This is a genomic window from Neobacillus ginsengisoli, assembly GCF_030813055.1.
In genome coordinates, this window is record NZ_JAUSTW010000002.1 from 244363 (window position 1) to 268771 (window position 24409).

Consider the following 24409-nt stretch of genomic DNA (forward strand, 5'->3'; position numbering starts at 1 on the left):
ATATTGATGGAATTCAATCGGGATGAGGTTTAAATAGAATTGTTTTTCTCTTAGCCTCTCCCTTTTGAACAAAAGAAATTAAGGTAACAATCATGTTTTAGCTTATAGACAAGGAGAATGGACATGTTAAAATATTCATTTCGCAGAATATTGGGAATGATTCCGATGTTGCTCCTTATCTCCATTGTAGTGTTTACCTTGGCAAAGCTTATGCCGGGGGATTCGCTTACCGGAGAAATTGATCCAAGGAATACAAACCCAAAGTATATAGCTGAGATGCGTGAAAAATTGGGTTATAATGATCCGATGCCCAAACAGTATTTTCGTTGGATTGGTCATTTCGTTGTAGGCGATTTTGGAAAATCTACTCGGTTTAAAATTAGTGTAGCGGAGGTCATTAGTGAGCGTCTGCCAAACACAATCTTACTTGGTCTATCATCAATCTTCCTTACATATATTCTATCATTCCTAATGGGATCGTACGCGGGACGAAAACCTTACACAATTGGGGATAACCTTATAGGAGCATTTAACTATCTGGGATATTCTCTCCCTGCCTTTATCGCCGGGGTATTCGCTATTTTCATATTTTCCTTTAAACTAAATTGGTTTCCATCAAATGGTTCCGTAGATATTGGTATTGAGGATGGAACAGTTGAGTGGTGGCTAAGCCGCTTACATCACGTTTTTTTACCTGCATTGGTACTTGGATTATTAAGTATTGCAAGTTATACGCAATTTTTGCGAAACGACATTATAGAAAATAGTCGCAAAGACTTTGTCCGTACTGCAAGAGCAAAAGGGACGCCTGAAAACAAAATTTATAATGTCCATATTTTAAGGAATTCAATGATTCCCCTAATTACATTTTTAGGGTTTGATATTGTAGCTATTATAAGTGGCGGAATTATCACGGAAACCATTTTTACCTATCCCGGTCTTGGACAACTATTCTTACAATCCGTTGGGACAAGGGATTATCCCGTATTAATGACATTGACTATGCTGTTCTCTTTCTTAACACTAATTGGTAACCTGATTGCCGATATTTTATATGGTGTTGTAGACCCGAGAATCAGGCTGGATTAGGGGGAGATTAGATGGAGATTGTACCATTAAGCGAAAGAAATGTAGAAATTATCCCCCCAAAAAAAAGTTTGTCACCATTAGCAACTGCCAGAAAGAAGTTTATTAAGAATAAATTAGCCATGACAAGTTTAATCTTTTTAAGTATTGTATCAATCATTTCCATCCTTGCTCCGTACATTACTACCGCCGATGTAACAAGGATTAACATTGGTCAGATGTCCTTAGAACCCTCACGTGATCATTGGCTGGGCACAGATAAAAGCGGCAGGGATGTATTTACCAGGTTACTTTACGGGGGACGCATCTCTTTGTTAGTTGGAATATCCTGTACGCTATTTTCTGTTTTTTTAGGTACATTAATTGGTTCCATTGCAGGTTATTTTGGGGGAATTATTGATCATTTATTAATGCGATTTACTGACTTCGTCCTAAACTTTCCCTTTCTTGTCTTTGTTATTGTTTTAAACGCGATTCTATTTGGCAAAGTATCAGGTTTGTGGGTATTAATCGGGGTGATAAGCTTACTTAGCTGGGGGGGAATTGCTCGCATCATTCGAAGTAAAATCCTTTCTGAAAAGGAAAATGAATATATAATCGCTGCGATTTCAATTGGCTGCACTCCTGCTAAGGTAATTATCAAACATCTTATACCAAATATCCTCTCGACCATTATTGTTCAGGCGACAATTACGTTTGCTACAATGATAGTAGCTGAATCGGGCTTAAGCTTTCTTGGTTTTGGTGTACCGCAGGACGTCCCGAGCTGGGGAAATATGCTCTCATCCGCAAGTGAACCGGATGTTCTTCAATTTAAATGGTGGATTTGGATACCGCCTGCTTTCACCATTACCATTACGATTTTATCCATTAATTTTATTGGTGAAGGCTTAAAAGATGCTTTCAATCCTAAATCAAGAAGATAAAAATCCATCATTTAATAAAATGGTGGATTTTTTTTCATTTTTTCAAATCAGAGCAATTATTCACCCAATTAAAGCATCTTCATTGTTGTTAACATTGGTTCATATATGCATAAGAAAATCATATAAATAAGATAACATTAGGACAAGAGCTAGGGTGTTGACAATGGGCGGGGTATTGGGTATGGCAGTTAGGATAATTTTCTTTTTAATCGGATATTGGCTTGCTGTATATGGTGGAGTAATCACCATTGCATACTTAAATTTATTGACAATCGGTTTTGGGTTTAAAGAATATTTAGAATTTATCACCGGGCGAGTGGAATGTTATTTACTTGCCATCGGTATTATTATCATAACGGTAAGTATTTACATTCCTGTTACCAGTAATAAACCGTAACTGGAGCAAAATATATATAAAGGAATAATTTAACTTAGGTCTGCCCATACTGATTGACAAACAGTTTCTTGAAGTGAGGGGTTGTACAATGTTGTATCTTCATGATGTTTGGGTAAATTGGTTTGAGGGTGAAGAAAACGGATATAATGTCTGCCACTTCCATGAATGGCGTAAGGATGATGGGGTCGAACTATTAGATCAAGTTCCACTTTTAAAAGTTGAACCGCTTCTATTTAACTATATCGAGAACGATCTCTCAGAATTACCACAGCAACTTCTAGATGATATTTTTCAAAAGGCTTATTTAAGAAAAAACCATGAGAGAGTCCAGCTTGACTATTGTTTTGTCGTTACCGATGGAGTGGGAATATTAGCGATTGATACGATAGGGTATAATATCCCCATTCGAAAAAGCAGACTAATACCAAGACAAGAACAACTTGTCTATGAAATGATTGAGTCGCATGATGCGCAAATTTACCATTTTTATGAGCAAAAGGATATGAAAGATTTCCATATTTTATCACCTGAACCAGAATTGATGAGAGGTTTAACGCGAAAAGAGCGACAATTAAAACAGCTTTTATTCATGGCTCTTGACCAACTTCATTCTTCTAAGAATGAAGCAGAAGTCCGCTATTGGTTTACAGAATGGTGTCCAGAAAAGTATTTGGCTATACAGGAATTAAATTTTGAAGCTGCTTGGGAGCAGTTATATGAAGAAACTAAATTTGGCTGGTCTAAAAGACACGAATTCTTTTGTGAAAATCTGATTAAAGGCCAGCCGTTTTTTGAAAAGCTTTGGGAAATGGAACATGGTCCAAAAGTAAATTAAAAGCCTGACCCAAAAGGTATCTACACTTACCTTTTGCGGGTCAGGCTTTAATTTTTATGAAAATGTTATTTCCGTTGTTTGCGTCCTAATCCTATAGCATTTTCCATTTTTCTTAGCGTTTTACTTGCAACAAGATTAGCTTTTGCAGCACCTTGATCTAAAATATCGTCAAGGGCGCTTGATTCCATTAGATTATAGTATTTTTCTTGAATCGGTTTAAATACATTTACGACAACTTCAGCTAAGTCACCTTTAAAATCTCCATACCCTTTACCTATATACATTTCCTCGAGTTCTGCAATCGATTTACCGCCCAAAATGGAGTAAATCGATAACAGATTGGAAACTCCGGGCTTATTTTCTTTATCGTATTTAACGATTCCTTCTGAATCTGTAACAGCACTTTTGATTTTCTTCTCAATTTGTTTTGGATCATCTAATGGGGTGATAAAAGCCTTTTTATTAGGATCTGATTTGCTCATTTTTTTCGTTGGTTCCTGTAAAGACATGACCCGTGCACCTACTTTAGGAATACGAATCTCAGGAATTGTAAGAACATCATTGTATTTTTTGTTAAATCTTTCAGCAAGGTCTCTTGTTAATTCCATATGCTGTTTTTGATCTTCACCAACAGGAACAAGATCTGTATTGTATAAAAGAATATCTGCAGCCATTAATGGTGGATACGTTAATAAACTGGCTGAAACCGCTTCTTTTCCATATGATTTATCTTTAAATTGAGTCATTCTTTCCAATTCCCCGATATAGGAAACGCATTGCATCAACCAACCTGCCTGAGCATGTGCCGGAACCTCGGATTGAATAAATAATGTTGCTTTATTTGGATCAATGCCAACAGCAATATACAGTGCTGCCAGACTGCGAATGTTTTTTCTTAATGTTTGCGGGTCCTGTGGAACCGTAATTGCATGCTGGTCAACAATGCAGAAGAAACAATTGTATTCGTCCTGTAGCTCCACAAATTGCTTCATTGCTCCGATATAGTTACCAAGCGTGATTGTACCACTTGGTTGGATACCTGAAAAAATTGTCTTCATTGTAAATTCCTCCTAAAAAATATAAATAAAAAAACCATTCATCCCATAAAAATAGGGGCGAATGGTTCGCGGTACCACCCTAAATTACTCTAAAAAGAGTCACTCAGTTCCATAGTCCTAACAGGAGTATGGGTCCTTTTAACGCAAGGAAAACGTCTATTCCTACTGCTTCCATTTAATAAAGGTTTGGAAAGAAGCTCAAAAGTCCATTCCGTATTAATTCGTGTTTGTTTTCACCTGCCACAAACTCTCTGAAAACGAAGGAAATACGTACTACTCTCTATCATCGCTCTACAGCTTTTATTCATTTATCAATATTATAAATAAATATATATTGGTAATCAAGTACGCAAAATATAATAACAGAAAAGAGCAATTAACATGAAAAGACCTGTAAAAGTGCCGTAAAAGAGCATTGGTTTGGGATTAATTTGAACAAGCTCAGATAGGGATGGAAGGTCATCAAATTTTCTTTTATTCTGTCCTCGTGAAAAGGCAAGTGTAAATGACTTGGACATAACATCAAAAAATCCGGTATGAATTGTATTAATTAATAAAGATGTGAAAAGCAATGCAGCCGAAATATAAAAAGATATATTGATATAGCTAATTAAAGTGACCCTATGATGAATGAAAAAAGAAATAGTTAAAATACAGAATTGAAAAGAGACTAAAATTAAAAGTTTTCTCTTAAGCCCAAATTTCAAATGAAAACCTCCAAAACGTTGATTTAATGGGTTAAAGCATAAAACTATTATAGCAAAAATTTAGTATTAGTCTAAATTATATTATAGGGTTTTGTAATGATATCGTAAAGATTGTTTCGGGTCTGTAAATAAATTTTGAAAAAATAATGTACAATATCACGAATATATGTATAATAGAGAATGTAGTAATTTTTCAGAATAATAGAAAAGGGAGGTCTACTAGTGAAGAAATCAAAACTTTCACTACTTTTAGTTTTATCGCTAGTTCTTAGCATGTTTTTAGCAGCATGTTCTAGTAATAAAACACAAGACTCTGGTACAAAATCATCAACAAAAACTGCTGAGAAAGCACCTGATCAAGTACTTAATGTTCTTGAGACAGCTGAAATTCCATCAATGGATAGTGCTTTGTCTCAAGACGTATTGAGCTTCACAATCTTAAACGCTGTAAACGAAGGATTATACCGTATTGACCAAAATCAAAAAATAATCAATGGTGTTGCTGCTGGCGCGCCAGTTGCAAACGCTGACAAAACAGTTTATACAATTAAATTGAAAAAAGATATTAAATGGTCTAACGGTGACCCAGTTACTGCACATGACTTTGTCTATGCTTGGCAGCGTGTGGTTGATCCTAATAATGCATCACCATATGCTTACTACGTGGATGGAACAATCAAAAATGCACATGAAATTATGAACAAAGCTAAACCTGTTACTGACCTAGGTGTTAAAGCAATTGATGATTACACACTTGAAGTTGACTTGGCAAGACCAATTCCATACTTTGAAACTTATATTGCATTCCCAGTATTATATCCACAAAATCAAAAATATGTAGAAGCTCAAGGTAAAAACTATGCCAAAGATGCTGCACATATCCTTTTTAACGGTCCATTTAAATTGACTAAATGGGATGGCCCGCAAGCAACTGAATGGACATTGGAAAAGAACGATGCATATTGGGGTGCTAAAGACGTTTCTTTAACAAAAGTGAACTTTAACGTTTCTAAAGACGGTCAAGCTTCTGCAAATGCGTTTGAAGCCGGAGAAGCAGATATTACACCAAAACTTGCTGACCCTGCGATTCTTTCCCAATATACAGGTTCAAAGAACCTATACACGTACCAGCAGCCAACTATTTTCTGGTTGAAATTTAATGAAAAGAACGCTGCATTGAAAAACGTAAATATCCGTAAAGCAATTGCGATGTCAATTGACAAAAAAGCTTTAACTAAAGACGTATTGGCAAATGGATCAATTCCTGCTGACTATATCGTTCCAAAAAGCTTTGTTAATCTTAACGGTAAAGATTTCCGAGCTGATGCTGGCACATATCTAACAACTGATAAAGCAAAAGCTTTAGAATACTGGAAAAAAGGTTTAGCTGAAATCGGCCAAACGAAATTAACTTTTTCTTATGTTGGTCAAGATACCGCATCTTCTAAGAAGACAGATGCTTACATTAAAGATCAATTAGAAAAGAATCTTCCAGGCATAACTGTAAATATTGAAAGTGTTCCTTTCAAAATTCGCTTGGACCGTGAAGATAAACAACAATATGATATTTTGATGAGCGGTTGGGGGCCAGACTACCAGGATCCAATGACATTCATGGATCTTTGGACAACTGACAGCCAGCAAAACCACATGAGCTACTCAAATTCTAAAGTGGATGACCTGATTAAACATGCTCAAACTACTTTAGCAACTGACCCGGCAAAACGCTGGAAAGCTCTTCAAGATGCAGAAAAAATCGTTCTTGATGAAGATGCTGCAATTGCTCCAATGTACCAACGTTCAGCTAACCTTTTAATTAATAGCAAAGTAAAAGGTTATGTAACACATGCAATTGGTCCTGACTATAGTTTACAATGGATTCAAATTGTAAATACAAAGAAATAACATATACCAACAAAATAGAAAGAGAGTATATTTCAAAGAATATACTCTCTTTCTACCTGTGTCTGAATTGTCGGAAAATGACGAATTATTCATCAATTAGGAGGTGGGAGAATGGCAAAGTACATTTTACAACGGATTATCTATATGATTATAACTATGTTCATCGTTGTATCAGTTTCATTTTTCCTCATGAAGCTTATTCCAGGTACTCCCTTTAATAATGCAGAAAAGCTCACACATGAGCAGCTTGCCATTATGCAAAATAAATACGGCCTAAATGACCCGGTACCAGTTCAATATGTACGCTATTTGGTGAATATGGTGAAAGGTGATTTAGGAGTCTCCTTTCAGTTTGATAATACCCCTGTTACTAGGCTTCTAGCGTTACGAATTGGCCCATCAGCCACTTTAGGTTTGGAAGCTATGATTGTCGGAACAATTATAGGTATCATATTAGGCGTTTTTGCAGCTCTAAAGCAAAATACATGGGTCGATTATGGATCAACTCTAATTGCGGTTATTGGAAAGTCAATCCCTAACTTCGTATTTGCAGGATTGCTTCAATATTATGTCGCGGTGAAATTAGGTTGGCTCCCTGTTATGTTCTGGCGTGGACCGGAATACACAGTCCTTCCTACAATTGCCCTTTCAATGTTTGTAATAGCCATTGCCGCTCGTTTTATGAGAACTGAAATGATCGATGTTTTAGGTTCTGACTATATAACTTTAGCAAAAGCTAAGGGTGCAAGTTATTTTCAAATTAGTGTAAAGCATGCATTAAGAAATGCTTTAATTCCCGTCATCACTGTTTTAGGACCATTAGCGGTAGCATTAATGACAGGATCTCTAGTAATTGAGAAAATCTTCGGAATTCCCGGGCTGGGAGAACAATTTGTTAAATCGATTGCGGTTAATGATTATCCGGTTATTATGGGTACTTCTATTCTTTTCGCCGCCGCTTTTGTTGTCATCATATTAGTGGTAGATATTCTTTACGGAATAATTGATCCACGTATTCGTATTTCGGGGGGGAAATCTAAGTGATCAACAAAGAACAAACCATCTCAAAAGATTTATTCGCACCCGCCCATGTTGATTTATCAAATAGTGAGAAAATTTCCAAGCCAAGTTTAAATTTTTGGCAGGATTCTTGGCTGAGAGTTCGTAAAAATAAAGGTGCAGTTGTAAGTTTAGTTCTTATGGTGATTTTAATTGTGATGGCATTTATCGGCCCTTTATTAACACCATACGCATACGACGCCCAAAATACGGCCCATGCAAATTTACCGCCTCGTATACAAGGAATAGACCATATTAGTTGGCTTCCGTTTAACGGTGAACTAACCAGGAAAGACGGTACCTCTTACAATCCATATGAAATGCGAAATATAAAGCAATATTACTGGTTTGGAACTGATAGTTTAGGACGGGATCAATTTGCCCGTGTTTGGAAGGGTACCCAAATTTCTTTATTAATCGCCTTTGTTGCAGCATTAATGGACATGCTTATTGGGGTGTCATATGGAGCTTTTTCCGGTTATATTGGTGGTCCTGTGGATAATGTGATGCAGCGTATTGTGGAAGTAATAATGGGGATTCCTAACTTAATTATTGTAGTACTTATGATTCTTGTTCTTAAACCAGGTATAACTCCAATTATAATTGCTATATCTATTACTGGTTGGACAGGCATGGCGCGTGTCGTACGTGCTCAAGTGCTAAAATTTAAAAATCAGGAGTATGTGCTTGCTGCGAAAACATTAGGTGCCTCAGATACTTCAATAATTTTTAAACATATGATACCAAACATGTTTGGGATTATTATCATTAATACAATGTTCTCAATTCCAAATGCGATCTTCTTTGAAGCATTTTTAAGTTTTATTGGACTAGGATTACAAGAGCCAAAGGCTTCTCTTGGTACATTAATCAATGATGGCTTTACATCTATGATTGCCTTTCCATATCAGATGATTATTCCTGCAATCATGATTTCTCTCATTATGATTGTATTTAACTTAATTGCAGATGGATTACGTGATGCGTTAGATCCAAAAATGCGCGATTAGAAGGCAGGTGAGTTTTAGTGGAAAAGATTTTAGAAGTAAAAGATTTAAATATATCCTTCCATACCTTTGCTGGTGAAGTTAAGGCCATTAGAGGTGTCAACTTTGATTTATATAAGGGCGAAACATTAGCGATTGTTGGGGAATCCGGATCTGGAAAATCTGTTACAACAAAATCAATTATGCGCTTACTTCCAGAAGGTAATTCAGAAATTAAAAAAGGTGAAATCCTATTTGACGGCAAAGACCTAACCAAGTTGAAAGATAAGCAAATGCAAAAAATTCGTGGGCATGACATTTCAATGATTTTCCAAGATCCGATGACTTCATTAAATCCAACAATGAAAATTGGTAATCAAATCATGGAACCACTTATAAAACATCAAAAAATGAGCAGACATGATGCCAGGGAAAGAGCAATTGACTTATTAAAACTTGTTGGGATTCCTAAACCGGAAATCCGCGTAGATCAATATCCACATCAATTTTCAGGCGGGATGAGACAAAGGGTAGTTATTGCAATAGCTTTAGCTTGTAACCCGAAAGTTTTAATTGCGGATGAGCCAACAACTGCACTTGATGTAACGATTCAAGCTCAAATTCTGGAACTAATGAAGGATTTGCAAAAGAAAATAGACACATCAATTATCTTCATTACCCATGATCTTGGTGTTGTAGCAAACGTTGCGGATCGTGTTGCCGTTATGTATGGCGGAAAGATTGTTGAAATTGGCACTGCAGATGAGATTTTTTATAATCCGAAACATCCATATACATGGGGATTAATTAGCTCAATGCCTGATTTAGAGACTGAAGATGAGGAATTATTTTCGATTCCGGGAACACCTCCGGACCTATTGGATCCGCCAAAAGGTGATGCATTTGCACCTCGTAACCCATATGTAATGAAGATTGATTTGGAGCAAGAGCCTCCATTCTTTAAAGTTTCTGACACACATTATGCAGCTACATGGCTCTTACATCCAGATGCACCAAAGGTAGAACCGCCGGAAGCTGTAAAAAGACGACAAGCTCAATTCCCTGATATGAAGGTGGGAAAATAAATGGCTCAGAACGAAAAATTACTTGAAATTAAAAACTTAAAACAATATTTCAATGTTGGTAAACCCAATGAAGTTAAAGCAGTTGACAATGTTTCCTTTGATATCTTTAAAGGTGAAGTTTTAGGTTTAGTTGGTGAATCAGGATGTGGTAAATCCACTACCGGACGTACCATTATTCGTTTATATAATGCGACTGGCGGAGAAGTTATTTACGATGGTGTAAATGTTCATGACAAAAAGTCTCATAAACAGTTAAAAGAATTTAATCGTAAAATGCAAATGATTTTCCAAGACCCATATGCATCTTTAAATCCCCGATTAAAAATCGCTGATGTTATAGCGGAAGGCATTGACATCCATGGCTTGGCAAATACTAAACAAGAACGAATGGAAAGAGTATATGAACTTTTAGAAACTGTTGGATTGAACAGAGAACACGCTAACCGTTATCCGCATGAATTTAGCGGTGGTCAGCGCCAGCGTATCGGTATTGCACGTGCTCTTGCAGTTGAGCCTGAATTTATTATTGCGGATGAGCCGATTTCAGCACTTGACGTATCGATTCAAGCGCAAGTTGTTAACTTAATGAAAAAACTTCAAAAAGAGAAAGGACTTACGTATCTTTTTATTGCCCATGATCTCTCAATGGTTAAATACATCAGTGACCGGATTGGTGTTATGTATTTTGGGAGAATGGTAGAGCTTGCACCTGCAGATGAGCTCTATAAAAATCCTCTGCATCCATATACGCAATCCTTATTATCAGCGATTCCACTTCCTGATCCGATCAGTGAAAGAACACGTAAACGTAAATCCTATGATCCGACTAGTCATAATTATGGTGACAATGAAAAAATCGAATTTAGAGAAGTTTCTCCGGGACATTTTGTTCTTTGTTCAGAAAAAGAATTTACTCAATATAAAGCACAATATAAACATTAAAAAAACGATCTCACTATGAGATCGTTTTTTTATGAGAATTTATTTCCTTTTTCCGCCGACACTTTTCCATCCCGACTGATATTTAGCGCTTTCGTCAACAAATTCAGTGCGGTTTTTGCCGCCGAAAACTTTTTCACCAAAACTATTTGTTAACACACCCATTAACGCTGTAATTCCAACGATTAATAGTGCCACAACAGTTAAATCCATTATGTAACCAACCATGATACACCCTCCATTTTCTTTTCAAAGGCTAGTTTTAAACGTCAATTAAAGAAATATCCCCTTATTTCATTTTAAAAGAACTTGCTCAGTATTAAAAGGGGAAAATCAACAAAAAAATCAAGAAACAAAAAGAATTGCTGTTTAGTGAAAAAAGATGTATGCGTTTTCATTTTGGTTTTTTAATTGAGAATGTTTTTTAAGAAATTATAAAGGTATTGATTGTATTATATCTATTATGAAGTCCATATGAAAAGTTTTTCTTAAAATATCCTCAAAAAATTATCGATTATAAACGAAACTTATAGAAGTAATGTTTGTAAAAAAGGAAATTGAAGATGTAATAATCAAAAAAAATGAAACTTTTATGGATATTATTCGTCTAATATAATGAAACGAATAAGATTATGGACTTCAAGGGCTTTAGAATATTTTTAAAAAAAGGATACCCTTTTTAGAAGCTGTGGTGTATAATTTATGATATAAATTACTTATTTATAATTATTTTAATTATATTTATACTTTAATTAACGTTAATTTCGATTGAATATAGATTGTTGCAGTTACTATAAGAGGAGTGTGAAGAAGAATGGTAACATTATACACTTCACCAAGTTGTACATCATGTAGAAAAGCAAAATCATGGTTAGAAGAGCATGAAATTCCATACAAAGAAAGAAATATTTTCTCTGAGCCGTTATCAATCGAAGAAATTAAAGAAATTCTTCGAATGACAGAAGATGGAACAGATGAAATCATTTCAACCCGATCAAAAACATTTCAAAAACTGGATGTTAACCTGGACACAATGCCACTTCAAGACTTATTTGAATTAATTAAAGAGAATCCGGGCTTGCTGCGTCGTCCTATTATTATTGATGAAAAGCGTTTGCAGGTTGGGTATAATGAGGATGAAATAAGACGATTTTTACCCCGCCGAGTACGAACATTTCAATTACGCGAAGCTCAGCGTATGGTTAACTAATAAAAAAGGCCTTCATTAAAGAGGGTCTTTTTTATATCGTTTTTCTTAATTGTTTGTGAAATCAATGACATTTTGCTACAATAAAATGAATATCTAATAAATAGGCAAAATGATGGTTTTTTAAATTTTAGTTATATTTATTTCCCTTATTACTACTTTTGTCATAAAATGAAAGTACACGGGTGTATTCTTTTTAGATACGCTCCGGGAAATAGGCCTTTCTACATTGGGTAATGCTTTTTGAGCATCATCTGCTTGGGGGTATTTAGTCCCTTCAATATGGAAAATGGAAGGGAGAGGTGATAATGGAGATTGAACGAATAAATGAAAATACTGTAAAATTTTATATTTCTTATGTTGATATAGAAGAAAGAGGCTTCGACCGGGAAGAAATCTGGTACAATCGTGAACGGAGTGAAGAGCTTTTTTGGGAAATGATGGATGAAGTCCATCAGGAAGAGGAATTTGTTGTTGAAGGTCCACTTTGGATTCAAGTCCAAGCGTTGGATAAAGGGTTAGAAATTCTAGTAACTAAGGCACAACTTTCAAAGGATGGACAAAAGTTTGAACTTCCTATACCCAGTGATAAATTAAAGGATTTACCTGTTGATGAGAAAATTGAAGAGTTTTTAGATCAACATTTTATTCCAACGAATCCTGAGGATGAAGAAATTTTATTAGAGGAAGAATCTTTGGAATTCTTGCTCGCCTTCAAAGACTTTGAGGATGTCATTATGCTGGCCAATCGACCGGGACTTGATGAATTAGTAACCATGTTATTTCACTTTGAAGGAAAATACTATCTATATACTGAATTTCCCGAAGAAACATTCAATGAGGATGAAATTGATGACGTATTAAGTGTTCTTCTTGAATATGGTTCTGAAACCCAGTTAACCATTCATCGAGTACAAGAATATGGAAAAGAAATAATTTCTGAAAATGTTTTTGCTGAAATAAGAAAACATTTTAGATAACACCGTGCCGATTTCTGTATTGAAATCGGTATTTTTTAGCATTTCTATTCTTTGCTGGCGGGCAGGTGAGGACATTGAAGAACACAGTAAGGGTTGTATTATTTCTGTTAATTTTGTCTATTCTATTGTTTTTCTTTAAAAATAATTTACAAGGCGGAATATTTGGTTTTTTAAGCCTTTTTATATCACTGTCTGTCATATTTATAGGTTTCGTTATCTTCCTTGAAAACCGCCATCCTACGCAAACGATTACCTGGCTTGTAGTTTTAGGCAGCTTTCCGCTTGTTGGATTTATTTTTTATATTTTATTTGGACGGAATTATCGGAAAGAAAAAATGTTTAGAAAAAAATACTTCCTGGATAAACAAGCATTTCTAACGATTGAGGGTGATAATGACCCTAGAAGTGAAGAAAAAATCAGCCTAATGGGTGAACATCAGGGAAAATTATTTATGTTGGCACAAAAGCTTGGGAACAGTCCTATTTCCTTTGATACATCTACAAAAATTTTGACTAATGGTGAAGAGACCTTTCTTTATATTTTAGATGAACTCCAAAGAGCCAAACACCATATACATCTTGAATATTATATTGTTCGTCACGACCAATTAGGTCAAAGGATTAAAAAAGTATTAATTGAAAAAGCTGCACAAGGTGTCAAAATTCGGTTTTTATACGATGCAGTTGGATCATGGCAGTTATCCAAGAAATATATTTCTGAATTGAAGAATGCGGGTATTGAAACAGTGCCCTTTGGGCCTGTCAAATTACCATTTTTAAACAATAAGTTTAATTTTCGTAATCATCGTAAGATCATCGTTATTGATGGGACAGTTGGTTTTGTCGGCGGTTTAAATATCGGGGATGAGTATTTGGGAAAGGACAAGAGTTTTGGTTTTTGGCGTGATACTCATTTAATGCTCAAAGGTGAAGCAGTCCGAACACTGCAGCTTATCTTTTTGCAGGACTGGTATTATATGACCAATCATAGTTTTTTAACCGCGGAATATCTATCACCACAATTAGATAATAAAAGTCATGGCGGTGTTCAATTAATAGCCGGAGGACCTGATAATGAGTGGAGTGTTATTAAAAATATTTTTTTCTCGATGATTGCCTCTGCTGAAAAATCAGTCTGGATTGCTTCACCCTACTTTATCCCGGATGAAGATATCTTCTCGGCAATAAAAGTCGCGGCCCTTAGCGGTCTTGATGTTCGGTTACTTGTCCCGAATCGTCCTGATAAACGGATTGTTTTTCATGCTTCCCGCTCTTATTTTCCTGAACTTTTGGAAGCAGGAGTTAAAGTGTACGAATATGAACGTGGATTTATGCATAGTAAAATTATCATTGTCGACCATGAACTTGCTTCTATTGGAACATCCAATATGGATATGAGAAGTTTTCATCTAAATTTTGAAGTAAATGCCTTTTTGTTTCGGACAAAAAGCACCCAAAAACTTGTGGAGGAATATGTAAATGATTTGGAATTTTCTAAGCGACTTGAATTAAATACGTTTCAAAAAAGACATATCGGTTATCGTTTATTGGAATCCACAGCAAGGCTGCTCTCACCGCTTCTATAAATATTAATTGATATTATTGAAGATAAACAATCGGGAATGGAAAACCGATTGTTTTTTATTTTATTAAAAGGAATTTGAGGAATTAAGACGAATTATTTTTGTATAAGGAGGTGCTTTTTTTGTTAACAGCAAATACAAAATCCGGCACAAGAGTTTGCCTAGGCTATGATTACAAAAAGGAAACTCTATTGAAATTACGAAGCAAAGAAGATTTTTTTTGCCCCGAATGTGGAGAGCGTGTTTCTCTTAAGTTAGGCGATCAACGTATTTATCACTTTGCGCATAAAAGAGGGAGTATGTGCGGGGATTTTTATGAAAGAGAATCTGTTTACCACATGGAAGGAAAACGGCAGCTTTTCCAATGGCTTATAAATCAAAAGATTAATGCTCATTTAGAGTACTATGATAGGGAGATTCACCAACGGCCTGATATTATGTTTTTTTATAATGGAAAGAAGTATGCTTTAGAATTTCAGTGTTCAACTATACCGGAAAAGGAATTTATTAAACGGACAAACACTTACTGCCAAAATGGATATATCCCGCTTTGGATTATAAGCGATAACCATTTTAAACAAAAAGAAAGAAATGTCCTATCACTTTCAAACTTTCAGTTTTTCTTCCTACGAAAAACTTTTGATGGCGTATTCTATATTCCCTCGTATTGCCCCGAAAAAAGAAGTTTTCATTTAGTAGGCTCCGTCATTTCTTTTTCCGTTAAAAAAGCCCTTGTGCAAAGCTCCCATTATCAAATAAACCATATTAAAATCTGGGATTTATTGAATCCTAAAATATTGAAACAAGTTCGGCTAGATCAATGGAGTGCTGAAATTGAGAAATTTAATTTTTATTGGTCCATGCATCCCAGCCCCAAGAAAAATTCCTTTCTTCATGAAGTTTACATTCAAAATCTCAACCTTTTTTTATTACCTCCGGAAATTGGCCTTCCTGTTCATCACTCTATTTTCATTGAAACTTCTCCAACTATTTGGCAAACTTATTTGTATATCGATGTTCTTTCTAAAAAAAATCCCAAAGAAAAAATAAGCATAGAAGAAGTAGAATTTCATTTTAAAAAAAGACTTAGTAGAAAAGAGGTTATCATTCGCAAGTTACCCCAATTAGATGGGATGAGACCTTTTGTCGCAGTTAATGAGTACCTATTATTGTTAGTGAAACTAGGGATATTAACGCGAAAAACTGGAACTCTTTTTGAACTACAAAGGCATTTGTCTAAATCAAAAACCAACAGGGAAAAGGAGGAAAAAAAACAAGAGTTTTATCAAAAATATCATCATATACTTTCAAAAATATAAATGAAAAAAGGCATAAGGGCATACTAAAGAAGGATAATTGTTTCTTTTTTGTATGTCAAAAGGAAATTGGTAAGAAAAGGAGAATATATGTAAGAGTGATTTCATTTTAAAAATGAAATAGATGAATGGAGGATGAAAAATGGCTAATGAAACGGCAGTTAAAAGCTTACCCTCAAGAAGTGATATCCCTGAAACGGACACTTGGAGATTAGAGGATATATTTACCAGCGACGAGGATTGGGAAAAAGAATTCCAAGATGTAAAAAATGAAATCCCAAAAGTTAAAGAATTTAAAGGAAAACTTGGTGAAAGTGCGGAAACGTTATATAAAGCTCTTCAATTCCAAGATAAACTGCTTGAGAGAATCGGCAAGCTTTATGCGTATTCACATATGAGGTATGACCAAGATACGACTAATTCATTTTACCAGGGTTTAGATGACCGGATGAAAAACCTCTATGCCCAAGCAGGTAGTCAGTTGGCATTTATTGTTCCGGAAATTCTTTCAATTGATGAAAGTAAACTAAATGGATTTTTGAAGGAAAAATCTGAATTGAAGCTTTATGAACAAGCGATTGCAGAAATCAATCTTCAAAGGCCGCATGTCCTCACAGCAGAACAAGAAGCATTACTCGCTGAAGCCGGAGAAGTGATGAACGCATCAAGCAATACCTTTGGTATGTTAAACAATGCGGATATACAGTTCCCATCCATTAAAGATGAAAATGGGGAAGAGGTTGAAATTACTCATGGCCGCTACATACGGTTCTTAGAAAGCTCTGACGGGCGGGTACGGCACGATGCTTTTAAAGCGGTCTATAAAACCTATGGGGATTTTAAAAATACTTTTTCAAGTACGTTGAGCGGTAATGTGAAAAAGGATAATTTTAATGCAAGAGTAAGAAAGTATGATTCTGCCAGACATTCTGCGCTTGCAGCCAATAACATCCCTGAGAGTGTGTATGATAATTTAGTAAATACCGTAAATGATCACCTCCACTTATTACATCGCTATATTAAGCTCCGGAAGAAAGTTTTAGGGCTAAAAGAGCTTCATATGTATGATTTGTATACACCGCTAGTCAAAGATGTAAAAATGGAAATAAAATATGAAGAAGCGAAGGATATTATTTTAAAAGGATTAGCTCCATTAGGTGAGGAGTATTTGAAGGTATTAAAAGAAGGCTTTGAAAATCGCTGGGTGGATGTACATGAAAATAAAGGAAAGCGCAGTGGTGCCTATTCCTCTGGGGCGTATGGAACAAATCCTTATATCTTAATGAACTGGCAGGATAATATCAATAACTTATTTACTTTGGCACATGAATTTGGTCACTCAGTCCATAGTTACTACACACGAAAATCACAGCCATATCCGTATGGAAATTATTCCATTTTCGTAGCAGAAGTAGCTTCAACTTGTAATGAAGCGCTATTAAATGATTATTTGCTTAAAACAATTGACGATGAACAAAAACGAATTTTCTTATTGAATCATTATCTTGAAGGATTCAGAGGCACTGTATTCCGGCAAACAATGTTTGCCGAGTTTGAACACTTAATCCATCAAAAGGCACAAAATAATGAAGCATTAACGGCAGAATTATTATCTAAAGAATACTATGCTTTGAACAAGAAGTATTTTGGGGAAGAGGACATTGTAATTGATGAGGAGATTGGTTTGGAATGGTCTAGAATTCCACACTTTTATTACAATTATTATGTTTACCAATATGCAACCGGCTTCAGTGCAGCAACCGCATTGAGCAAGCAAATTCTAGAAGAAGGGGAGCCAGCGATAAATCGCTATATTGATTTCCTAAGTGCAGGGAGCTCGGATTATCCAATTGAAGTTCTTAAGAAAGCTGGAGTGGACATGACAAGTTCTGATCCTATTAAAGATGCTTGTAAAGTATTTGAAGAGAAATTGAATGAAATGGAACAGTTACTTTCTTAAATACAAACAAAGGGATGGTTCTTTTTGGACCATCCCTTTTAAAATCCTTTAAATCTTTTTCGACCATTTAGGTAGAATATGAAAATAAATATAGAAATGAATAAGATTGGTGAACTGATTAAAACCGGGAATATTTTAAGCATAGCTAATAACTGGAGAAAAAAGGCGCAAAAAATAAAAACTATTAAAATAATGGAAGGGAGTTTTCTCATACCGCAATGTCACCTCAGATAATCTTTTTAATGAATCACACTATTAGTTTATTGTCCAAAGCTTGATAATATGATTTTTGACAATATTGTGAAATAAAACACAAACTTATTGTCTCTATAATCAACCGCATGCTATATTATAGACGTGAAGTTGATCACCACAAACATATCCCCTTTGTTTGACCGTGAAAAATTTCTCCCATCCCCTTTGTTCGTATTAATAGATAAAGACCTTGCAGTATTCATGCTGCAAGGTCTTTTCGCTATATTTTGATAAAAAAGAAAAAGAGGGTTTTTAAGTCATCCTTCTCCTATTGATTAATATATCTCCAAAATGTACCATATTTTGCGGGGATTTGTTCCACTATTTGTTTTAAAAGCAGTTTTTTCATTTCTCGTTCAACCTGGGATATCGACATATTGTATACAACAGCAATTTCTTTGGAAGCAACAAATTTAAAGAATTTAACAAACGCTTCTAATGGCGGCGGCGGTGATTGAACCGGTTGTTCGGAAAGCATTTCTTCAAGAATTTGAACATAAATCTCATATGGATATGTTCCGGTAATTTTAATACCTTCGTCCTCGGCATGTTCATTAAAGAATACAAGTGTTGGAATTTCCTGAACATCCATTTCAGCTGTTATTTTCAGGTCGCATTGGAAGGCTTTTGCTGCACTTTCTGAATGGATATCCGAGATAAATTCCTCAACATCTAAACCCAAGTTTCGGGCACAATCCTTTAACACCTCAAAATTCGAGATATTTTTTTTGTCTAAGAATAATACTTCCTGAAGCTTACGTAAAAAACGAATGCCGGCCCTGCGCCCCTGCAGTTCTGCTGCCTTAAGAGCGATTGAAACAACATATGGGGAAGCTACGGGATTTTCAAACCAAAGATTTCCGTCACAGGACATTCCGGACCTGCTTGCAGTCTTTTCCCATACCCCTGCTATATGTTCATAACTCTTTTTTTTACTTAAATTTAAATTGGCTAAACGCCCGCTTAACACGTGCTTAATGGAAAAATAGCGACCGTATTCGATTTGAAGCTTTTTAAGTATCGGTTCAAGCGCCCAGCATTCAGGGCATAAAGGATCAATAAACATATAAATTTCGATAGGCTTTTTTTCACTGCAATTCATAGGGTGATTGAAGCTTGAATTACCGCTGCTGGTCACGAATTTTCACCTGTTTGGTTTTCGTCTTCAGGCGTATTAATCATGTGCTCTGCAGTTAGAAAAAGCCTAGAGTAAAATTCATCCCTGAGTGGACCTTGTAATCCTATCTTGTCCATCGCCATACGCATACATGATAACCATGCTTTTGCTCTGGTTGGTGTTATTGGAAAAGGCAAATGGCGTGCCCGCATCATCGGGTGGCCGTGCTCTTCCGTATACAATGAAGGTCCGCCTAAATATTGTGTTAAGAATTGCTTTTGTTTACGGGCAATTTCTGTAAATTGATTAGGAAAGATTGGAGCAAGATCAGGATGTTGTGCAACCAAACCATAAAAAGTATCCACAAGACGGTGCAATGTTTCTTCGCCAAGGGCTTCGAATGGTGTAAGCCTCTTCTCAATCATGTTGACAACTCCTTTAACGTATTATGTATTTTTTATTTTATCAATGCCTTTTGCATATCTCAAATAAATAGCTTTGGAAAAGATTCATTCACTTCCAGTGATAGTATTAATGTATACAAAAAAACGCCTGCTACTAAAAACAGGCGACAATAGTCTGATGGAAATTACTCCATGGAATATTTATTAAATCAAAAAAGGGTTGAAGATTATTTTCCATTATTTTGTAAGATTTTTTGGTTATAAAAGCGGCGAATTTTATTCTCGGTGATACGCTTAGGAATTCCATGCAGTTCAAGAAATTCTTGAAATATCCTGAGTCCGTGAAGGTAGTTTTCAGCTTCGTATTCTAATTCAAAGTCCTCTTTATTTAAATAATAACTATGGTCAAGGACAAGTAAACCTTCTTTATAATCAAATTCGACCCTTTTAGTTAATAATGATCCAAAATATTCAATGGTTCTATAAGAAATCTCCATCTCTTCAACGAGGTTTTCGATTATACCGCCGGGGAGTTTGCCAAGTTGAATGGCGGACAAAGCCTCTTTCGCTGTTAAAACTTGGTTCGTTTCAAGAAGCCCGACACTTGCCGGCTGTTTTAATGTCATTTCAAAATGCTCCTGTTTTTGCCGGATTCGTAATGCAGTATTTTTTTGCTTTAATGCAAAATTAGGTGTATCAAAATAATGGTTTTCTTGGGTGAAAATCTGTTTTTCATTAATGTTAAATGTATCAAGAAGCAAATCATATTCTTTCTTGGATAGGATATTTTTAAATTCAATTTCAATATTTTGCGACATCCCGTATCAGTCCTTTCACCGTCGTAGCTATTCTAATTATCTCATTTTTATTCAAGTCTGCAATCCTTGGGAGAAATGAATAGATTATGCTAAAATAGGTATGTGAAAATGGAGGTAATTATATGAAAAAAAGAATAATAATTATGTCATCAAATGTAAACAGCAATAAGCTGGTGTTAAAAGCCGATGAATCAATAAATGGTTTACTGCCGGCTGAACAAATTCTTGTCGATTCTGACCAATTTTCATTTATTTATTTAATGGAGGATAAACAAGAGTATACATATATCGTTTTACCGGATACAATTTGGCCGCAATTGAATGACGCATTAGTTCAAAACATCCCGGTATGGATTTCTTTTAATGGAGAACAAATGGAATTAACTAATTTCCATAATGAATTAGAATATGTTATTAGCAATATTCAGGGGAATAGTAATTACGGTGAAGATATGGTCAAGAAAGTAGAAGAAATTTTTACGAGATAATTTGTTTTTTTGGTGAGGTGAAATTCATGAAGCAGTGGGATCTATTTTTAGCTCCATATAAACAGGCGGTTGAAGAATTGAAAATAAAACTAAAGGGAATGAGGGGCCAATTTGAATTAGATTCTACGCATTCACCAATCGAATTTGTTACAGGCAGAGTTAAACCAATAGCAAGTATCCTTGATAAAGCAAATCAAAAAGGAATACCACTCGACCGATTGGAAGAAGAAATGCAGGATATTGCAGGGATGCGAATGATGTGCCAATTTGTTGATGATATACATATTGTTGTAAATTTATTAAGAAATCGTCATGATCTTGAAATTGTAGAGGAAAGGGATTACATTTCTCATAAAAAAATGAGTGGTTACCGATCCTATCATGTCGTTATCCGCTATCCGGTACAAACTATTCACGGAGAAAAGAAGATTCTTGCTGAAATTCAAATTAGGACACTGGCAATGAATTTTTGGGCTACAATTGAACATACCCTTAACTATAAATACAAAGGAATTTTTCCAAGTGATATTCAAATGAGACTCCAAAGAGCAGCGGAAGCCGCGTTCCGGTTAGATGAAGAAATGTCATTAATCCGCGGTGAAATACAAGAGGCTCAAGCATTTTTTACAAGAAAGAAAGAATTAAAGCAAGAAGAGAAAAGCTAATGTCTGTTTGTTGAACGCATTTCAGAACAAGGAGCATATTAATTATGAAATTTGCAATTACATCAAAAGGAGATCAAAAATCAAATATCCTGATGCACAAAATGAGGACCTATTTATTAGATTTTGATCTCGTTTATGATGAGGACCAACCGGATATTGTCGTATCAATTGGTGGTGACGGCACATTACTGTATGCCTTTCATCGTTATAGCAGCCGCTTGGATAAAACTGCTTTTGTTGGAATTCATACGGGACATCTTGGCTTTTATGCTGACTGGATACCGGATGAAATTGAAAAACTTGTGATAGCAATCGCAAAAACTCCCTATCAAGTTGTGGAATACCCGTTGCTTGAAGTAATCATCCGTTACCAGCATGCCGGGAAGGAATCAAGATATCTTGCCTTAAACGAATCAACTGTAAAAAGTGTTGAAGGGACGTTAGTGATGGATGTAGAAATCCGCGGCCAGCATTTTGAAAGGTTTCGGGGAGATGGACTGTGCGTATCAACGCCTTCAGGAAGTACTGCTTATAACAAGGCGCTGGGTGGGGCGATTATCCATCCATCCATTTCTGCCATTCAGGTGGCAGAAATGGCGTCTTTAAATAACCGGGTCTTTAGAACTGTCGGTTCGCCGCTAATATTACCGTCTCACCATACATGCATGTTAAAACCTGTTAACCGTTCAGATTTTCAAGTAACAATTGATCATCTTACCCTTCTTCACAAAGATGTAAAATCGATCCAATTTAGGGTGCCCGAGGAAAAAATACGTTTTGCACGCTTCAGACCATTTCCCTTCTGGAAAAGAGTACATGATTCATTCATATCTGATTCGGATTAATTTCAGTTTTCGGGGGAGAAACGATGTCATCAAGGTTTCAAATTAAGTGGATTATTGATCAAAACAATGCCGGAAAGCTGATTAAGGATTTTCTTAAAGAAGAAGAGATCTCCCGGACTGCTTTAACGGATATTAAATTTAAAGGTGGAAGTATTCTTGTAAATGGTGAAGAAGTAAATGTCCGTTACAAATTAAAACAAGATGACCTTCTAATTGTCATCTTTCCGCCTGAATATCCAAGTGAAGGAGTAAAGGGAGAAAAAATTCCTCTTAAAATTCTTTTTGAAGACGACTATCTTCTTGTTCTAAATAAACCTGCAGGAATGAGTACGATACCTTCCCGGGAACATCCTTCCGGGAGCCTTGCAAACGCCCTGGTTGGTTATTATGATCAGATAGGGTTATCAGCGACATCCCATATTGTAACGCGTCTTGACCGGGATACATCGGGTATTGTCCTAGTGGCAAAGCATCGTCATGTCCATCACCTATTTAGTAAAGATCAACAAAGCGGAAAGGTCAAAAGGACCTATGAAGCATTTGCGAAAGGGACTGTAGAATCTGATTCCGGTAGGGTTGATCAGCCGATTGGCAGGAAAGAGGACAGCATTATTGAAAGAGAAGTTCGGGCTGACGGCCAATATGCATGTACACATTTCAAAGTAATTGAAAGGCATGCCGTATTTACACATATCGAGCTTCAATTAGAAACGGGCAGAACTCATCAAATAAGAGTTCATATGTCATTTCTTGGCCATCCATTACTTGGTGATGATTTGTATGGCGGAGAAAGGGTACTAATTGACAGGCAAGCACTTCATTGCAAACAAATAAATTTTATTCATCCATTTTTGGGTCGGGAAATGACTTTTACAGCACAGCTTCCCGTTGATATGAAAGTACTTTTAATGGCTGACCATTTGTAATATTGGTCAGCCTGTTTTTATCTGCACAAATTTTATCGAGCAAAATCCTTAAATTTCTCCGCCACATATGGCATAGTAGAGACAACTGAAACCAATTCCATTTCAGGGTATCTGAGCGCAGTGAGCAGACCGCCGAAAACTGCACCTGTGTCAATATTATACGTGTTGTTGATCATTCTCGGTTCATTAACAGGTGTATGACCGTATACGATACATGGTTTTCCGTGATATTCCTTGGCCCAATCTCTTCGGACCGGTGATCCATCCGGGTGTTTTTCTCCAGTAATATCGCCATAAAGTACAAATGTTTTTACTTTAGAATGGGTTTGGCCGATAAATTCTTCCTTTATCCCTGCATGTGCGATTATAAGATTTCGTTTGTCTAACTCTAAATAAAGAGGAGCATTTTCATAAAGTTCTATAAATTTTTTTCGAATGGATTGCTGATCCCCTTTGTATAATGATTCATATTCGGCAACTGTGGTTTCAAGTCCGTGTGAAATTTGAACCTTGTTCCCAAGGAAGAAGCGATAAAGTTTATTGCAATGGTTTCCAGGTGTATAGTAAGCCTTTTTTTGCTCGATAACAAGCCGCCAAACAATTTCAATTACCTTCAATGATTCCGGTCCTCGGTCAGTTAAATCGCCAACAAAACCAAGCACTCTATTTTCGGGATGCATTGGGATTCCGTTATCCCATTTATAGCCGAGCTTTTCTGTTAGCACTTTAAATTCCGGTAAACAACCGTGGATATCACCAATAATATCAATTTTCATTGGATAGCCCCCTTATAGTTTATTTTCTGTAATTTGATTCATTTTATAAAAACTAAATTGGAGTATTAAAAAATTTAATGAGGAGG

At 35.8% G+C, this 24409-nt stretch carries 25 protein-coding genes and 1 other annotated feature; of the genes, 18 read left to right on the forward strand and 7 right to left on the reverse strand.

The genetic code is table 11. From position 1 onward, the window contains the following. Nucleotides 1-123: 123 nt before the first annotated feature. The 4 genes from opp4B (at nucleotide 124) to J2S10_RS06640 (ending at nucleotide 3244) form a co-directional block, all read left to right on the forward strand. Nucleotides 124-1089, forward strand: a complete 966-nt coding sequence (gene opp4B / locus J2S10_RS06625; RefSeq protein WP_307405666.1) for an oligopeptide ABC transporter permease — start codon at nucleotides 124-126, stop codon at nucleotides 1087-1089. A gap of 11 nt (nucleotides 1090-1100) precedes the next feature. Then, the gene (gene opp4C / locus J2S10_RS06630) at nucleotides 1101-2012 is read left to right on the forward strand and encodes an oligopeptide ABC transporter permease (RefSeq protein WP_307405668.1); all 912 of its coding nucleotides are present in this window, start codon (nucleotides 1101-1103) and stop codon (nucleotides 2010-2012) included. Between the two features lie 181 nt (nucleotides 2013-2193). Next, on the forward strand, nucleotides 2194-2409 hold the full coding sequence (locus J2S10_RS06635) for a hypothetical protein (protein WP_307405672.1): 216 nt from the start codon (nucleotides 2194-2196) through the stop codon (nucleotides 2407-2409). A gap of 88 nt (nucleotides 2410-2497) precedes the next feature. Continuing rightward, nucleotides 2498-3244, forward strand: a complete 747-nt coding sequence (locus J2S10_RS06640) for a YjbA family protein (RefSeq protein WP_307405675.1) — start codon at nucleotides 2498-2500, stop codon at nucleotides 3242-3244. A gap of 65 nt (nucleotides 3245-3309) precedes the next feature. Here J2S10_RS06640 and trpS read toward each other — a convergent pair whose 3' ends face one another. Together trpS and J2S10_RS27400 are read right to left on the reverse strand one after the other, a co-directional pair. Further along, nucleotides 3310-4302, reverse strand: coding sequence for a tryptophan--tRNA ligase (trpS, locus tag J2S10_RS06645; protein ID WP_307405677.1), 993 nt, complete (start codon nucleotides 4300-4302; stop codon nucleotides 3310-3312). A gap of 50 nt (nucleotides 4303-4352) precedes the next feature. After that, nucleotides 4353-4598, reverse strand: a binding site (T-box leader). Nucleotides 4599-4643: 45 nt separating this feature from the next. Further along, on the reverse strand, nucleotides 4644-5009 hold the full coding sequence (locus tag J2S10_RS27400; protein ID WP_370876170.1) for a DUF3899 domain-containing protein: 366 nt from the start codon (nucleotides 5007-5009) through the stop codon (nucleotides 4644-4646). Nucleotides 5010-5231: 222 nt separating this feature from the next. Here J2S10_RS27400 and J2S10_RS06650 point away from each other — a divergent pair, with 222 nt between their 5' ends. The 5 genes from J2S10_RS06650 to J2S10_RS06670 all read left to right on the forward strand — a co-directional run bounded on the left by J2S10_RS06650 (nucleotide 5232) and on the right by J2S10_RS06670 (nucleotide 10986). Then, nucleotides 5232-6914 (forward strand): peptide ABC transporter substrate-binding protein, encoded by a 1683-nt coding sequence (locus J2S10_RS06650; RefSeq protein ID WP_307405679.1) that lies wholly within the window; start codon nucleotides 5232-5234, stop codon nucleotides 6912-6914. A gap of 111 nt (nucleotides 6915-7025) precedes the next feature. Continuing rightward, nucleotides 7026-7958 carry an oligopeptide ABC transporter permease gene (gene opp3b, locus J2S10_RS06655; protein ID WP_307405681.1) on the forward strand — a complete coding sequence of 311 codons (933 nt, stop codon included), beginning with the start codon at nucleotides 7026-7028 and terminating at the stop codon, nucleotides 7956-7958. Beyond that, nucleotides 7955-8983: an oligopeptide ABC transporter permease gene (gene opp3C / locus J2S10_RS06660; RefSeq protein ID WP_307405683.1), complete on the forward strand. Its 1029-nt coding sequence runs from the start codon at nucleotides 7955-7957 to the stop codon at nucleotides 8981-8983. Before opp3b ends, opp3C begins: the two co-directional genes overlap by 4 nt. A 17-nt stretch (nucleotides 8984-9000) precedes the next feature. Then, complete coding sequence (locus J2S10_RS06665) at nucleotides 9001-10044, forward strand: ABC transporter ATP-binding protein (protein ID WP_307405685.1); 1044 nt, start codon at nucleotides 9001-9003, stop codon at nucleotides 10042-10044. Further along, on the forward strand, nucleotides 10045-10986 hold the full coding sequence (locus tag J2S10_RS06670) for an ABC transporter ATP-binding protein (protein ID WP_307405687.1): 942 nt from the start codon (nucleotides 10045-10047) through the stop codon (nucleotides 10984-10986). 39 nt (nucleotides 10987-11025) lie between these two features. Here the strand turns inward: J2S10_RS06670 and J2S10_RS06675 are convergent, their stop codons facing one another. Further along, nucleotides 11026-11211, reverse strand: a complete 186-nt coding sequence (locus J2S10_RS06675) for a hypothetical protein (protein WP_307405689.1) — start codon at nucleotides 11209-11211, stop codon at nucleotides 11026-11028. A 586-nt stretch (nucleotides 11212-11797) separates the two neighbouring features. Between J2S10_RS06675 and spxA the strand changes: the two genes are divergently transcribed. From spxA to pepF, 5 genes are all read left to right on the forward strand, one after another. After that, nucleotides 11798-12193, forward strand: a complete 396-nt coding sequence (gene spxA / locus J2S10_RS06680; protein WP_307405691.1) for a transcriptional regulator SpxA — start codon at nucleotides 11798-11800, stop codon at nucleotides 12191-12193. A gap of 305 nt (nucleotides 12194-12498) precedes the next feature. Continuing rightward, entirely contained in the window at nucleotides 12499-13170 is a 672-nt protein-coding gene (gene mecA, locus J2S10_RS06685; protein WP_307405693.1) for an adaptor protein MecA, read from the forward strand. A gap of 74 nt (nucleotides 13171-13244) precedes the next feature. After that, nucleotides 13245-14756 (forward strand): cardiolipin synthase, encoded by a 1512-nt coding sequence (cls, locus tag J2S10_RS06690; RefSeq protein WP_307405695.1) that lies wholly within the window; start codon nucleotides 13245-13247, stop codon nucleotides 14754-14756. A 119-nt stretch (nucleotides 14757-14875) separates the two neighbouring features. Then, entirely contained in the window at nucleotides 14876-16072 is a 1197-nt protein-coding gene (locus J2S10_RS06695; protein ID WP_307405697.1) for a competence protein CoiA, read from the forward strand. 139 nt (nucleotides 16073-16211) lie between these two features. Further along, complete coding sequence (pepF, locus tag J2S10_RS06700; RefSeq protein WP_307405698.1) at nucleotides 16212-18029, forward strand: oligoendopeptidase F; 1818 nt, start codon at nucleotides 16212-16214, stop codon at nucleotides 18027-18029. 523 nt (nucleotides 18030-18552) lie between these two features. On the opposite strand, the gene J2S10_RS06705 is transcribed toward pepF, so the two are convergent. From J2S10_RS06705 to J2S10_RS06715, 3 genes are all read right to left on the reverse strand, one after another. Then, nucleotides 18553-19386 carry a ClpXP adapter SpxH family protein gene (locus J2S10_RS06705; protein ID WP_307406758.1) on the reverse strand — a complete coding sequence of 278 codons (834 nt, stop codon included), beginning with the start codon at nucleotides 19384-19386 and terminating at the stop codon, nucleotides 18553-18555. A 32-nt stretch (nucleotides 19387-19418) separates the two neighbouring features. Then, entirely contained in the window at nucleotides 19419-19826 is a 408-nt protein-coding gene (locus J2S10_RS06710) for a globin domain-containing protein (RefSeq protein ID WP_307405700.1), read from the reverse strand. A gap of 206 nt (nucleotides 19827-20032) precedes the next feature. Beyond that, a complete protein-coding gene (locus J2S10_RS06715; protein WP_307405702.1) occupies nucleotides 20033-20623 on the reverse strand; it encodes a CYTH domain-containing protein in 591 nt (196 codons plus the stop codon). Between the two features lie 122 nt (nucleotides 20624-20745). On the opposite strand from J2S10_RS06715, the gene J2S10_RS06720 reads away from it, so the two are divergent. Genes J2S10_RS06720 through J2S10_RS06735 form a run of 4 tightly spaced genes read left to right on the forward strand, consistent with a single transcriptional unit; the run spans nucleotide 20746 to nucleotide 23547 of the window. Further along, nucleotides 20746-21111 (forward strand): UPF0738 family protein, encoded by a 366-nt coding sequence (locus J2S10_RS06720; protein ID WP_307405704.1) that lies wholly within the window; start codon nucleotides 20746-20748, stop codon nucleotides 21109-21111. A 26-nt stretch (nucleotides 21112-21137) separates the two neighbouring features. Beyond that, the gene (locus J2S10_RS06725; protein WP_307405707.1) at nucleotides 21138-21776 is read left to right on the forward strand and encodes a GTP pyrophosphokinase; all 639 of its coding nucleotides are present in this window, start codon (nucleotides 21138-21140) and stop codon (nucleotides 21774-21776) included. 44 nt (nucleotides 21777-21820) lie between these two features. Continuing rightward, nucleotides 21821-22621 carry an NAD kinase gene (locus J2S10_RS06730; protein WP_307405709.1) on the forward strand — a complete coding sequence of 267 codons (801 nt, stop codon included), beginning with the start codon at nucleotides 21821-21823 and terminating at the stop codon, nucleotides 22619-22621. Nucleotides 22622-22644: 23 nt separating this feature from the next. Beyond that, nucleotides 22645-23547 carry an RluA family pseudouridine synthase gene (locus J2S10_RS06735; protein ID WP_307405711.1) on the forward strand — a complete coding sequence of 301 codons (903 nt, stop codon included), beginning with the start codon at nucleotides 22645-22647 and terminating at the stop codon, nucleotides 23545-23547. Nucleotides 23548-23579: 32 nt separating this feature from the next. On the opposite strand, the gene prpE is transcribed toward J2S10_RS06735, so the two are convergent. Continuing rightward, nucleotides 23580-24323 carry a bis(5'-nucleosyl)-tetraphosphatase PrpE gene (prpE, locus tag J2S10_RS06740; RefSeq protein WP_307405713.1) on the reverse strand — a complete coding sequence of 248 codons (744 nt, stop codon included), beginning with the start codon at nucleotides 24321-24323 and terminating at the stop codon, nucleotides 23580-23582. Nucleotides 24324-24409: the final 86 nt, after the last annotated feature.